Annotated in this window: 14 protein-coding genes; 11 read left to right on the top strand and 3 right to left on the bottom strand. The window is 61.3% G+C overall.

What is annotated here, in order from left to right; all coding sequences use genetic code 11:
- Nucleotides 1–753, bottom strand: coding sequence for an MlaA family lipoprotein (locus RA21_RS13375; RefSeq protein WP_019297305.1), 753 nt, complete (start codon nt 751–753; stop codon nt 1–3).
- 171 nt (nt 754–924) lie between these two features.
- On the opposite strand from RA21_RS13375, the gene RA21_RS13370 reads away from it, so the two are divergent.
- The 6 genes from RA21_RS13370 to RA21_RS13345 all read left to right on the top strand — a co-directional run bounded on the left by RA21_RS13370 (nt 925) and on the right by RA21_RS13345 (nt 6,841).
- Entirely contained in the window at nt 925–2,658 is a 1,734-nt protein-coding gene (locus RA21_RS13370; protein WP_039149611.1) for a type I secretion system permease/ATPase, read from the top strand.
- Nucleotides 2,655–3,959, top strand: a complete 1,305-nt coding sequence (locus RA21_RS13365) for an HlyD family type I secretion periplasmic adaptor subunit (RefSeq protein ID WP_039149608.1) — start codon at nt 2,655–2,657, stop codon at nt 3,957–3,959. The genes RA21_RS13370 and RA21_RS13365 overlap by 4 nt, the downstream gene beginning before the upstream one ends.
- 103 nt (nt 3,960–4,062) lie before the next feature.
- Entirely contained in the window at nt 4,063–4,521 is a 459-nt protein-coding gene (locus RA21_RS13360) for a RidA family protein (protein WP_039149606.1), read from the top strand.
- Entirely contained in the window at nt 4,518–5,300 is a 783-nt protein-coding gene (locus RA21_RS13355; RefSeq protein WP_039149603.1) for a glycerophosphodiester phosphodiesterase family protein, read from the top strand. Before RA21_RS13360 ends, RA21_RS13355 begins: the two co-directional genes overlap by 4 nt.
- 48 nt (nt 5,301–5,348) lie before the next feature.
- On the top strand, nt 5,349–6,536 hold the full coding sequence (locus RA21_RS13350; protein WP_039149600.1) for a GNAT family N-acetyltransferase: 1,188 nt from the start codon (nt 5,349–5,351) through the stop codon (nt 6,534–6,536).
- Entirely contained in the window at nt 6,533–6,841 is a 309-nt protein-coding gene (locus RA21_RS13345; RefSeq protein WP_019297299.1) for a 4a-hydroxytetrahydrobiopterin dehydratase, read from the top strand. Before RA21_RS13350 ends, RA21_RS13345 begins: the two co-directional genes overlap by 4 nt.
- Nucleotides 6,842–7,315: 474 nt before the next feature.
- On the opposite strand, the gene RA21_RS13340 is transcribed toward RA21_RS13345, so the two are convergent.
- Nucleotides 7,316–7,804 (bottom strand): peroxiredoxin, encoded by a 489-nt coding sequence (locus RA21_RS13340; RefSeq protein ID WP_019297298.1) that lies wholly within the window; start codon nt 7,802–7,804, stop codon nt 7,316–7,318.
- A 95-nt stretch (nt 7,805–7,899) separates the two neighbouring features.
- On the opposite strand from RA21_RS13340, the gene RA21_RS13335 reads away from it, so the two are divergent.
- The 5 genes from RA21_RS13335 (at nt 7,900) to RA21_RS23030 (ending at nt 11,151) form a co-directional block, all read left to right on the top strand.
- The gene (locus tag RA21_RS13335; RefSeq protein ID WP_019297297.1) at nt 7,900–9,111 is read left to right on the top strand and encodes an NAD(P)/FAD-dependent oxidoreductase; all 1,212 of its coding nucleotides are present in this window, start codon (nt 7,900–7,902) and stop codon (nt 9,109–9,111) included.
- Nucleotides 9,108–9,674 carry a 16S rRNA (guanine(966)-N(2))-methyltransferase RsmD gene (rsmD, locus tag RA21_RS13330; protein ID WP_039149597.1) on the top strand — a complete coding sequence of 189 codons (567 nt, stop codon included), beginning with the start codon at nt 9,108–9,110 and terminating at the stop codon, nt 9,672–9,674. The genes RA21_RS13335 and rsmD overlap by 4 nt, the downstream gene beginning before the upstream one ends.
- A 117-nt stretch (nt 9,675–9,791) precedes the next feature.
- Nucleotides 9,792–10,118 (top strand): hypothetical protein, encoded by a 327-nt coding sequence (locus tag RA21_RS13325; RefSeq protein ID WP_019297295.1) that lies wholly within the window; start codon nt 9,792–9,794, stop codon nt 10,116–10,118.
- 154 nt (nt 10,119–10,272) lie between these two features.
- Entirely contained in the window at nt 10,273–10,935 is a 663-nt protein-coding gene (locus RA21_RS13320) for an HAD family hydrolase (RefSeq protein ID WP_039149595.1), read from the top strand.
- 24 nt (nt 10,936–10,959) lie between these two features.
- Entirely contained in the window at nt 10,960–11,151 is a 192-nt protein-coding gene (locus tag RA21_RS23030; protein WP_039149590.1) for a hypothetical protein, read from the top strand.
- A 71-nt stretch (nt 11,152–11,222) separates the two neighbouring features.
- On the opposite strand, the gene map is transcribed toward RA21_RS23030, so the two are convergent.
- Nucleotides 11,223–12,032 (bottom strand): type I methionyl aminopeptidase, encoded by an 810-nt coding sequence (map, locus tag RA21_RS13310; protein WP_029204923.1) that lies wholly within the window; start codon nt 12,030–12,032, stop codon nt 11,223–11,225.
- Nucleotides 12,033–12,094: the final 62 nt, after the last annotated feature.

Below are 12,094 nucleotides of genomic sequence, written 5' to 3'. Positions count from 1 at the left end.
TCAAAATCCTTCAGTGTTCAGTTCGAACGGGTCGATTTCCTGGATCTCTTCGCCATCCCCCAGCTCGAACCGGCGGTTCTGCAGGTAGATCAGCCGCGACTGCGCATAGCTGTCGGCGCTCTCGTAGAGAATCGAGTCGATCGTGTCGGAATAGTTGCCACGATCACCCATGCGGCGCACGATCTCGGCGTAGATGGTGATGTTGTCGGCAGTATTCTGCTCGGCATATCCCAGCGGGTTGGTGAAGAAGTCGACGGCAACCCCCACCGCGTCACGGCTGGTGGAAGGGCCGAGCAGCGGCAGTTCGACATAGGCGCCTTCGCCGACGCCCCATTTATGCAATGTCTCGCCGAAGTCGGTATCGACCTGCGGCACTTTGAACTCAGTTGCGGGGTCTGCGAGGCCCGCAAATCCCACGGTCGAGTTGATCACGAAGCGCGAAAACGCATTGCCGGCCGTCTTCAGGTCGCCCTGCAGCAGTGCATTGACCATCTGGCCGGGCATCGACAGGTTCTCAGCAAAATAGGAGAAACTGGTCACCATCGGTGCCGGAACGATTGCCACGTAGCCTTTGGAGGCGGGGCGGAAGGCCAGCCGGTCAACGCCGCGGTTGAAGGCGTGAATGGTGCGGTTGGTCCGCTCATAGGGGTCGAACACCTCGCCGGAGGCGCGCGCAACCGGGTCCTGAGTGGCGCAGCCAGCGGCAAAAGCGGCCAAAATCAGCGCAGGTACAAATTTAAGCGGTCGCAACATCAAGGGCATTCGGATAAGTGTCCAATTGGTACTGGAATGGGCGCGTCGGGGGGCAAATAAGTGTTCTCTTGCCAATTTCCAGTCTGATTACATTTTTTTACCGGCTTGTGCCACAACTGGTACAATTCCAGCCCTGACCTGAAGCCAACGAACCACTATTGCAGTCTGACCATGAATAAAAGCCTTTACAAAAACGGGTATGATGAACTGCGTCAGGTGCGGCGGCAGAGCTGCGGCCTGTACTGGTTCACCGGGATCTTCAGCTTTTTCGTGAACCTGCTAATGCTGACCGGTCCCTTATACATGATGCAGGTCTACGACCGGGTGCTGGGCAGCCGGTCAGAGGCGACCCTTTTGGCGCTGTCGCTGCTGGTGGTGTTCCTTTACGGGATGATGGGGCTCTTGGACTATGCCCGCGGCCGGATCATGGCGCGGGTTGGGGCCCGGCTGCAGGCGGCGCTGGATAAGAGGGTGTTCGATGCGATGATCCGCCGTTCTGCGGTGGCACAGGACCCGGTAGCGCAGACCGGTCTCTCAGACCTGGAGTCGGTGCAGCGGCTGATCGCCTCGCCGGTGCTGACTGCGGCTTTCGACTTGCCCTGGACGCCAGTGTTTCTGGCGGGCATTGCGCTGTTCCACCCCTGGCTGGGCCTGCTGGCCCTTGGCGGCGGTGCGGTATTGGTGCTGATTGCGTTCTTGAACCAGATGTTCACCCGGTTGCCGCAGCAGAAGGCAAGCATGACCGGCCACAAGGCCAATCTGATGTCCGAGGAAATCCGCAACGAAGCGGAAATGATCCAGTCAATGGGCATGCGCGGGGCATCTTTCGAGCGCTGGAAACAGGCCCGGGACGCGGCCTTGACCGACAGTGTCACGGCCAATGACACCGGCGGCGGGTTCACCACGCTGACCAAGACGCTGCGTCTTTTCCTGCAATCGGCGATGCTGGGTTTGGGCGCATATCTGGTGCTGCAAAACGAGGTGACGCCAGGCGCGATGATCGCAGGTTCCATCCTGATGGGCCGCGCCCTGGCGCCGATCGAACTGGGGCTGGGGCAGTGGGCGCTGGTGCAGCGGGCGATGAAGGGCTGGCACAATCTGGCGGAGCTGCTGGACAAGGTTCCGGAGGAAGAGACACGCACCGCCCTGCCCAAGCCGAAGGCGCTGCTGGAGGTCCAGGGGCTGGCGGTGGTGCCGCCTGGCAGCAATACGCCGCTCTTGCGCAATGTGAACTTCAAGGTGCAGCCGGGACAGGCAATCGGCGTGATCGGGCCTTCGGGATCCGGCAAGTCAACCCTCGCGCGGGCGCTGACAGGTGTTTGGCGGCCTGCGGCCGGTTCCGTCCGGCTCGACGGTGCGTCACTGGATCAGTACGCACCGGATGTGCTGGGCGGCCACATAGGTTACTTGCCGCAGCGGGTGCAGGTGTTTGATGGCACCATTGCCCAGAACATCGCCCGCCTTAATCAGCAGCCCGACGCCGAAAAGGTGGTTGAGGCCGCCCGTAAGGCTGCAGCGCATGAGATGATCCTGAAACTGCCCGACGGCTATGACACGCGCGTCAACGCCACCGGCGGACGGCTGTCGGGCGGGCAGATGCAGCGGGTCGGGCTGGCCCGGGCACTGTTCGACGATCCGGTGATCGTGATCCTGGATGAGCCGAACTCGAACCTCGATAATGAAGGCTCGATGGCACTGAACCAGGCGATCAAGCAGATCAAGGCTGAGGGCCGCTCGGTGCTGATCATGGCGCACCGCCCGGCGGCGATCCAGGAATGCGACACGCTGCTGGTGATTGACAAGGGCACCCAGACCGCCTTTGGCCCCAAGGACAAGGTGCTGCAGGAAATGGTTGCCAACCATCAGAACATCCGCCAGGCGACCGGCGCGGGAGGTGTGCGATGAGTGTGGAGAACAACTGGCCCGCGCGCCGCCCGCTGATTATTGGCCTGATTGCTCTTGCAGTGCTGGTGGGGGGCTTCGGCTCCTGGTCGGTGCTGTCCTCGATTTCCGGTGCGGTGGTGGCCACGGGCCGTATTGAGGTCGACCGCAACCGGCAGGTGGTGCAGCATCTGGACGGCGGCATCGTTGCAGAGATTCTGGTCGATGAAGGCGACACCGTGGCTGAGGGCGCGACGCTGATCCGGCTTGACGCCAATGAGCTGAACTCCCAGTTGGTGATCACCGAAGGCCAGCTGTTCGAGCTGATGGCGCGGCGCGGCCGGCTGGAGGCGGAACGGGACGAGGCGGCTGATGTCACCTTTGACCCGGAATTGCTGCAGGCCGCGGAAGCCCAGCCGGATGTCATGGATCTGGTCGAGGGCCAGCGGCGCCTGTTCTTGGCCCGGAGAGATTCCACCGCGCGCGAGATCGAACAGCTCGAGAAGCGCCGGGCGCAAATCGAGGAGCAGATTCGCGGTATTCAGGCGCAGCAGAAATCCATGTCGGTGCAACTGGACTTGATCGGTGAGGAACTGGGCAACCAGCAGTCGCTGCTGGACCGCGGCCTGGCGCAGGCGGCAACGGTGCTGAATTTGCGGCGCACCCAGGCCAGCCTGGACGGCCAGCTGGGTGAGCTGGTGGCGTCGGAGGCGCAGGCTGAGGGCCGCATCACCGAGATTGATATCGAAATCCTGAAACTGGGCAGCGGCCAGCGAGAAGAGGCGATTACCCGCCTGCGCGATCTGCGCTATCAAGAGCTGGAGCTGGCTGAGACCCGCCGGTCCGTGCAGGGGCGGCTGGCGCGGCTGGATATCACCGCGCCGGTCTCGGGCATTGTCTACGGGCTGCAGGTGCAGACCCCGCGCTCGGTGATCCGGCCGGCCGACCCGGTGTTGTATCTGGTGCCGCAGGACCGGCCGCTGGTGATCGCGGCACAAGTGGCGCCGACCGACATTGACCAGCTTTATACCGGTCAGGAGGTCACCCTGCGGTTCTCGGCTCTGGATCAGCGCTCGACGCCGGAACTTTTCGGCCATGTCACCCAGGTCTCGGCTGATGCGTTTGAGGACCAGGGCAGCGGCATATCCTATTACCGGGCGGAGATCGAGCTGAACCCGGGCGAGCAGGGCCGCCTGCCGGCGGGCACGGTGCTGATCCCAGGAATGCCGGTGGAAAGCTACATCCGTACCGCCGACCGTTCGCCGCTGGCCTATCTGGTCAAGCCGCTGGCGGACTACTTCAACAAGGCTTTCCGCGAAAGCTGACTGCGGAGGGCGGATTCCCGCGCCGGGGTTTCGCATTTTCTCTTTCCGAAACCTGCTGCTGCGGGTAGCGTCCCGGCCAGCAAAGACTCGGAAGGAATGCGCCATGAGCATCGAAGCAAAACTGAAAGAGCTGGGTGTGACCCTGCCTGACGCGCCGGCACCTGCGGCCAACTATGTGCCTTATGTCGTTGCAGGCGACATGGTCTATATTTCCGGCCAGATTTCGGCGGATGAAAACGGCTTGATCACCGGCACCTTGGGTGCGGACATGGATGTCGACGCAGGCCAGGCAGCGGCCAAGCGCTGCGCGATTGCGCTGCTGGCTCAGCTCAAGGCAGCCTGCGGCGGCGATCTGGAGCGTCTGGTCCGCGTTGTGAAACTGGGCGCCTTTGTCAACTCGACCGCGGATTTTATCCAGCAGCCGCAGGTGGTGAACGGCGCCTCCGACTTCCTGGTTGAAGCGCTGGGCGACATTGGCCGCCACGCGCGTTCCGCAGTCAGCTCGCCCTCGCTGCCGCTGGGCGTCGCAGTTGAAATCGACGGTGTGTTCCAGATCAAATGACGCCGTCCCTGCCTGCCGCCTTTCTGACTGTCCCTCTGGCCCACCGCGCATTGCATGATGTTGAGGACGGGCGCCCGGAGAACAGCCGCGCTGCCATCCGCGCAGCAATTGCGGCAGGCTACGGGATCGAGATTGATTTGCAGCTGTCGAAGGATGGCTGCGCCATGGTGTTTCACGATTATGACCTGGACCGGCTGGCCGAAGGCTCCGGTCTGGTCAGGGACCGGACCCGCGAAGAACTGCGCGCCATCCCGCTGAAAGGCGGCGACGGGGAGGGCATTCCGGACTTTGCGGAAGTATTGGAGCTGGTGGGGGGGAAGGTGCCTCTGCTGGTTGAGATCAAGGATCAGGTTTGGAGCCGGCGGCCAGATGGCACCGGATGCGGCAGGCTCGAAGCAGCGGCTGCGCAGTGCCTGGAAGGATACTCAGGCGATGTTGCGGTGATGTCCTTCAATCCGGATGCCGTTGCGGAATTCGCCAAGCACCGCAGCGACTTGGCGCTTGGCCTGGTAACGGGCGCCTTTAAACCTAAAAATTGGCCGGAGCTGACGCCGGAAGAGCGCAAACACCTGCGGAAGATCGCAGATTTTGACAGGGTGGCCGCCAGCTTCATCAGCCACGGGGCGCACAATCTGGGCAACCCTGCTGTTGCCCGTTTGAAAGAGGCAGGCGTCCCGGTGCTGTGCTGGACAATCAAATCGCTTGCCCAGGAAGAAGCTGCGCGGGCGATCGCTGACAATGTCACATTTGAGCAGTACCTTTCGCCGCTAACATCTTGATCGCTCTGGACCGCACCCCACATCTTTGAAGCGGTGCGGAGGAATTGCATGTCTCAGGCGCGAATCGAAATCCGGGTGCTGGCGTCGCTGTCGCAGATCACGGCAGGCGAGTGGGACGCCTGCGCCTGCCCGGAGGCTGCGGCAGGCGGCCGTGCGCTCGATCCTTTCACCACCCACAGGTTCCTGAGCGCGCTGGAGGACAGCGGTTCTGTCGGGCCGGGTACCGGCTGGCAGCCGCAGTATCTGACCGCCTATCAGGAGGGGCGCCTGATCGCCTGCGCGCCGCTTTATGCCAAGGGGCACAGCCAGGGCGAATACATCTTCGACCACAATTGGGCGCACGCCTATGAGCAGGCGGGCGGGCATTATTACCCCAAGCTGCAGATTGCAGTGCCCTTTACCCCGGCCACCGGGCGCCGGTTTCTGGTTCGCCCGGGTTTTGACGGCATTGGCCACTCGGCGTTGTTGCAGGGTGCTGTGCAGCTGGCGGCGGACAACAATCTGTCATCCCTGCATGTGACGTTTTGCACCCAGGACGAGGCGCGGCTGGGTGAGGAGATGGGGCTGATGCTGCGCACAACGCAGCAGTTCCACTGGCAGAACGATGGTTACGCCGATTTCGAGGCTTTCATGCGGGCGCTGTCATCGCGCAAGCGCAAGAACATCCGCAAGGAACGGATGCAGGCGCAATGCTTTGGCGGCGATATCCGTGTCGTTCAGGGCGATGACCTGCGCCCGGAGCATTGGGATGCCTTCTGGGAATTCTATCAGGACACTGGCGCGCGCAAGTGGGGGTCGCCTTATCTGACCCGGCAGTTCTTTGATATCGCGCACCGCACGATGGCGGACGACATGGCGCTGATTCTGGCGGAACGCAACGGGCGCTATGTGGCGGGCGCGCTGAATTTCATTGGCCGTGAAACACTTTACGGCCGGTACTGGGGCTGTGTCGAACAGCACCCCTGCCTGCATTTCGAGCTGTGCTATTATCAGGCTATAGAGCTGGCGATTGCCCTGGGGCTTGACCGGGCGGAAGCCGGCGCACAGGGTGAACACAAGCTTGCGCGTGGCTACATGCCATGCCAGACACACAGCTTGCACTGGATCGGCGATCCCGGGTTTGCCGGGGCCGTCGGACGCTACCTCGAGGCTGAGCGGGCTGCCACCGAGGAAGAGATTGAAATCCTGACCGATTACGGCCCGTTCCGCAAAGCCCATGTGGAGGAGCAAGAATGACGGAGAAACTGTCCGACGCCACCCGCGGCCCGCTGCTGGAGCCGCTGTTCGCCACCGGCTGGGAGATGGTGGATGGGCGTGATGCCATCACCAAGACCTTCAAGTTCAACAATTTCGCTGATGCCTTCGGCTGGATGACCCGCGCCGCGATCTGGGCCGAGAAGTGGAACCACCACCCGGAATGGAGCAATGTCTACAACCGGGTGACGGTGGTTCTGACCACCCATGATGTCGATGGGATCAGCGCCCAGGACGCCAAGCTGGCGCGTAAAATGGACGGGCTGTTTGGCGAACCGCAGGAGTGACAAGAGGCAAATTCGGGCGGGCTCTAGCCGGTTTCCGCCCTTAGGGATTCAAAAAGGTCTTTCAGAATCCGATTGCCTTCCTCTGACTGAGAAATGAGGCAAGGGTCATTCCACTCATTCTGAAAGACGAACATGCAGCCTGCAAACTTTACACTCGCGCAGGCCGGATACGCGGTTATCTCCGGTACACCGTAGATGCTTTCGATAGCTTCTCTGACAGCCGTCAGGTCAGACGCGCTGAATTCTAGCGAGAGACGGCCGCTCGAAAGTTCTAAAATTTTGAAAGTTATTGCTTTTTCCTTGTCCTGCAGCCTTGGCGGACTGTGTCTTTCAGCTTGACCTGAATAGGTCAGCAATGTTGTCTAAATGTTTCGCGCGCGAAACATTCGGACAGAAACTCTGACCCAATTTTTTACGAATTATTAAGAGGTTGAAGGGTGGCCGCCTGCCTTGGCGGCCACTGCAGTTCCAGAATCAGCCCATCGCTTCCAGCAGGCCCTCGCCGGCCGACAGCTCACACTGGCCCGGGTTCTCTTCCTTGTTGAGGATCTTCACCTCGCCGTCTTCCACCAGCATGGCATAGCGCAGCGAGCGGCCGATCAGCCCGGCGGAGGGCACATCCAGCCGCATCTCGATCGCCGAGGTGAAAGTGCACTCTGCATCCGACAGCATGGTGATCCCCGCCTCGGTTGCACCGGTGTTGTCACCCCAGATCGACATCACGAAAGGGTCGTTGCCGGCCAGACAGATGATTTCATCGACACCTTTGGCGACGAATTGGTCCTTGGTGCGGATAAAGCTGGGCACATGCGCGGAATGGCAGGTGCTGGTAAAGGCACCCGGAACCGCGAAGATCACCACTTTGCGCCCTTTCAGCTTGTCCGACAGTTGCACTTGTTCTGGGCCGTTGTCCCCAATCCGTGTCAGTGTCGCGTCCGGCAGTTGGTCTCCAACAGAAATCATTGCACGTTCCTCTTTCTCCTGATTGCGTTTTGGGGCCCCGGGTATATAGGGTCCGGTGAAAGCGTGACGGGAACTATTGCGGGAGGCAAGGGGATATGTCCCACATCGTCGTGATTGGAGCAGGGCAGGCGGGGTCCTCGCTGGTGGCAAAGCTGCGCAAGGACGGGTTTGACGGGGAGATCACCCTGATCGGCGCAGAAGCAGCGCTGCCCTATCAGCGGCCGCCGCTGTCAAAGGCCTATCTGCTGGGGGAAATGGAGCTGGAACGGCTGTTCTTGCGGCCCGAGAGTTTTTACTCCGAAAACAACATCACCCTGAAGCTGGGACAGCGCGTCACCGCGATTGATCCGGCCGCCAAAACGGTGTCGCTGGAGGATGAGGTGATCAGCTACGACCAGCTGGCGCTGACCACTGGGTCCGACCCGCGCCGCCTGCCTGCCGCCATTGGCGGTGATCTGGACGGCGTTTATGTGGTGCGAGGGCTGACCGACGTGGACGCTATGGCGCCCAACGTGACCGAGGGCAAGCGGGCGCTGATTGTCGGCGGCGGCTACATCGGGCTGGAGGCTGCTGCAGTCTGCGCCAAGCGCGGTGTGCAGGTGAAGCTGGTGGAAATGGCTGATCGTATCCTTCAGCGGGTAGCGGCGCCGGAAACCTCTGATTTCTTCCGCAATCTGCACAGCGGCCACGGCGTGGACATCCGCGAGGGCGTTGGGCTGGAGCGTCTGGAAGGCGAAGACGGCAAGGTCACCCGCGCTGTGCTGAGCGGCGGAGAGGTGCTGGACGTGGATTTCGTCGTGGTAGGCGTGGGCATCACCCCGTCGTCGCAACTGGCGGAGATGGCCGGGCTGGAGCTGGACAACGGCATTAAGGTGGATGCCAAGGGCCGGACCTCCGATGCGTCGGTCTGGGCGGCAGGCGATTGCGCCTCCTTCCCGTTCCAGGGCAACCGCATCCGCCTGGAAAGCGTGCCCAATGCCATCGACCAAGCCGAAGTTGTGGCGCAGAACATGCTGGGCGCGGACAAGGACTACATCGCGACCCCTTGGTTCTGGTCGGATCAGTACGACGTCAAACTGCAGATTGCGGGCCTCAACACCGGCTATGACAATGTGGTCACCCGCCAGGGTGAGGGCAGTCAGGTTTCCTTCTGGTACTACAAGGGGGACCAGCTGGTGGCGGTGGACGCGATGAACGACCCGCGCGCCTATATGGTGGCCAAGCGGCTCATTGATGCAGGCAAGACAGCGGACAAGGCAGTTGCCGCCGACCCTGCTGCCGATCTGAAACCGCTGCTGAAAGCGTGAGGATCATCGCCGGAGACTTCCGCGGCCGGGCACTGGCCGCGGTGGGAAAGGGGGATGCAGGTGCCCATCTGCGCCCAACCACCGACCGGGTGCGGGAAAGCCTGTTCAGTGTACTGACCCACACGGGCGCCATTCCCGGTGCCCGTGTGCTTGACCTGTTTGCAGGCACCGGCGCGCTGGGGCTGGAGGCGCTGTCGCGCGGTGCGGCGGAGGTTTTGTTTGTCGATGATGGGCGTGTGTCCGGCGGCCTGATTAAAAAGAACATGACGATCTGCAAGGCCGAAGACCGCTGCACCCTTGCGCGCCGTGACGCGCTGAAGCTGGGACAGAACCCGGATGCGCCTTTTGATCTGATCTTCCTCGACCCGCCTTATGGAAAGGCGCTGGGAGAGAAGGCGCTGGCTGCTGCCGTGGCTGGCGGCTGGTTGGCGGAAGATGCGCTGGTGGTCTGGGAGGAAAGCGCACCTATGAGCGCACCAAACGGGTTTGAGCTGGAAGGCAGCCGGAAGTATGGCGATACCCACGTCACCTTGTTGTGGCGTCAGGAGAACAGTCCAGCGTAAGTTCCGCTCCGCTCTTCGAATGTTTGAATTTCTATTTGCAAACTCAACTTTAGGAGCGTAGCCAGCCTGTGATTTAGACAAATATCCGCCCATTCCGGCGGTTTCAAAGGACCCAATATGAAAACTGCAAAGTTTCTTGGCCTGCTGGCAGCAGGCTCTCTGTTTCTGTCCGGTTGTGTTTCGCCGGAAGTCGTGACCACCAACAACGTTGATGACGCTTCGCTGACTTGCGAGGAAATTAAAACCCAGTTGGGTCAATTGGATGAGATTCGCGCTGAAGCCAAGAAAGGCAAGACCGCCTCTGGCACGAATGTGGCCGCGGCGATCCTGTTCTGGCCGGCGGTGATCGGCAACTACGCCAACGCCAACGAGGCGCTGGAAGCGGCCAACAAGCGCCACGAGGTTCTGGTTGCTTTGGCAAAGAAGAAGCGCTGCAAGTTCTGAGCCTTGCCAGATTTTTGATTGGATAATGCAGGGGGGATCCCCTGCATTTTTGCATTTGAGAGCAGGTGCTTGGCCGCTGCGTAATTGCGGTGGCAGAGAAAGCTGTCTAACTCTTGCGGGGTAACCCGGATGCATCCCTCGATTGGCGGCACAAATGCCCAAGACATTTCCAACCCCAAAACTGGTGATTTTTGATTGCGACGGAGTGCTGGTGGACAGCGAGCCGGCGTCGAACCAGGCGCTGATCGACAATTTGGCGTGCCACGGGCTGGCACTGACGATGGAACAGTCGATGGCGCACTTCGTTGGCTGCACCATGGCCGGAGTTATGGAGAAGGCCCGCGGACTGGGTGCAGATCTGCCAGACAGGTGGATTGATGAAGTCTACGCGGAAACCATTGCCCGTCTGAGGCAGGGCGTGCCGCTGACGCCAGGCGTTCCAGAATTGCTGGCGCGGCTGGATGCGCAGGAGATACCAGTCTGTGTGGCTTCCAACGGCAGCGAGGAGAAAATGCGCGTTACCTTGGGCCAGAACGGTCTTTGGGGGCGCTTCCATCCGCACGCAATATTCTCGGCGCATGCTTTGAGGGTCGCCAAGCCCGAACCGGGGCTGTTTCTGGCGGCAGCCAGCCATTTCGGAGTGCAAGCGCGCGACTGCCTGGTGATCGAGGACAGCTGCAACGGTGTGACCGCAGCCGTGCGTGCAGGCATGCGCTGTCTTGGATATGCGCCGCAGGACAGTGGCAGGAAACTGGCAGCATTGGGTGCAGAGGTGTTCCGCGACATGGCAGAGGTGCCTGCGCTTTTGTCGATCTGAGGCCGTTGTGGTACTGTTCCGCGCATGGAACAGACCTTGCGCCTACCGTTCCTGCGGTATTCAAAAGAAGCGGAAACGCAGAAACTGCCTGCGTCAAAACCGCTGCGGGCACCGCTGTTCATTCAGGATGCGGTGACACCGTTTGGCGATGGTACGCTATTGCTGGCGCTCTGGCGGTTTCAGGAAGCTGAGGGGCAGGACGACGCAAAGTCTTGACCGTATCCGTCCTTCACCTGGCTGAAGGTATTCCGGAGCACCGGGGGCGGCCCCCGGTGCGTCTTGGCAGGTCAGCCGTAGGTCGGGTGAAATTTTCCGGCCGGCGACAGGGTGAAAATTTCGGCTCCGTCTGCGGTTACGCCGATCGAATGCTCGAACTGCGCCGACAGAGACTTGTCGCGGGTTACTGCAGTCCATTCATCCGCCAGGATCTTGGTTTCCGGGCGGCCCAGGTTGATCATTGGCTCGATGGTGAAGAACATGCCTTCCTCCAGCACCGGTCCGGTGCCGGGGCGGCCGTAGTGCAGCACATTGGGCGGCGCGTGGAACACGGTGCCCAGGCCATGGCCGCAGAAGTCGCGCACCACGCTCATACGCTGCGCCTCTGCATAGGTCTGGATCGCATGGCCGATGTCGCCGAAGGTGTTACCCGGTTTCACCGCCTCTATCCCTTTCATCAGCGAATCATGGGTGACCTGAATCAGCCGCTCTGCCTTACGGCTGAGCTTGCCTGCAACGAACATCCGCGAGGTGTCGCCGAACCAGCCGTCGACGATCACGGTCACGTCGATGTTCAGGATATCGCCGTCCTTCAGCTTCTTGTCGCCGGGGATGCCGTGGCAGACCACATGGTTCACCGAGATGCAGCTGGCGTGCTGATAGCCCTTGTAGCCGATGGTAGCGGACTTGGCGCCTGCGTCTTCGACCATTTGGGTAATGAGACGGTCGATTTCGCCGGTGCTCTGGCCGGGGAACACATGGGCTGCGATATCGTCCAGAATGCGCGCGGCAAGCGCCCCCGCTTTGTGCATGCCGGCATAGTCGCCGGGTTCATGAATGCGGATGCCGTCCTTGGTGGTGCGGCCGTCTTTCGATCTCATCGCGCAGAGCTCCATCACGTTTGTTGCGTAGCTATGTAAGGGGTTCCGGGCGAAAGGGCCAG

The sequence above is a fragment of the Leisingera sp. ANG-DT genome (assembly GCF_000813785.1).
Taxonomy (GTDB): Bacteria; Pseudomonadota; Alphaproteobacteria; order Rhodobacterales; family Rhodobacteraceae; genus Leisingera.
The sequence above is the reverse complement of the archived record's forward strand: the minus strand, read 5'-3'. Positions and strand labels throughout refer to the sequence as shown.

What these genes read in the sequence shown, in the direction of transcription:
- RA21_RS13360 (WP_039149606.1), top strand. Translation starts at nt 4,063, where the DNA reads ATGAGCATCGAAGCAAAACTGAAAGAGCTGGGTGTGACCCTGCCTGAC.
- RA21_RS13345 (WP_019297299.1), top strand. Translation starts at nt 6,533, where the DNA reads ATGACGGAGAAACTGTCCGACGCCACCCGCGGCCCGCTGCTGGAGCCG.
- RA21_RS23030 (WP_039149590.1), top strand. Translation starts at nt 10,960, where the DNA reads ATGGAACAGACCTTGCGCCTACCGTTCCTGCGGTATTCAAAAGAAGCG.
- RA21_RS13320 (WP_039149595.1), top strand. Translation starts at nt 10,273, where the DNA reads ATGCCCAAGACATTTCCAACCCCAAAACTGGTGATTTTTGATTGCGAC.
- RA21_RS13350 (WP_039149600.1), top strand. Translation starts at nt 5,349, where the DNA reads ATGTCTCAGGCGCGAATCGAAATCCGGGTGCTGGCGTCGCTGTCGCAG.
- RA21_RS13375 (WP_019297305.1), bottom strand. Translation starts at nt 753, where the DNA reads ATGTTGCGACCGCTTAAATTTGTACCTGCGCTGATTTTGGCCGCTTTT.
- RA21_RS13325 (WP_019297295.1), top strand. Translation starts at nt 9,792, where the DNA reads ATGAAAACTGCAAAGTTTCTTGGCCTGCTGGCAGCAGGCTCTCTGTTT.
- RA21_RS13340 (WP_019297298.1), bottom strand. Translation starts at nt 7,804, where the DNA reads ATGATTTCTGTTGGAGACCAACTGCCGGACGCGACACTGACACGGATT.
- RA21_RS13335 (WP_019297297.1), top strand. Translation starts at nt 7,900, where the DNA reads ATGTCCCACATCGTCGTGATTGGAGCAGGGCAGGCGGGGTCCTCGCTG.
- RA21_RS13355 (WP_039149603.1), top strand. Translation starts at nt 4,518, where the DNA reads ATGACGCCGTCCCTGCCTGCCGCCTTTCTGACTGTCCCTCTGGCCCAC.
- RA21_RS13370 (WP_039149611.1), top strand. Translation starts at nt 925, where the DNA reads ATGAATAAAAGCCTTTACAAAAACGGGTATGATGAACTGCGTCAGGTG.
- RA21_RS13365 (WP_039149608.1), top strand. Translation starts at nt 2,655, where the DNA reads ATGAGTGTGGAGAACAACTGGCCCGCGCGCCGCCCGCTGATTATTGGC.
- map (WP_029204923.1), bottom strand. Translation starts at nt 12,032, where the DNA reads ATGAGATCGAAAGACGGCCGCACCACCAAGGACGGCATCCGCATTCAT.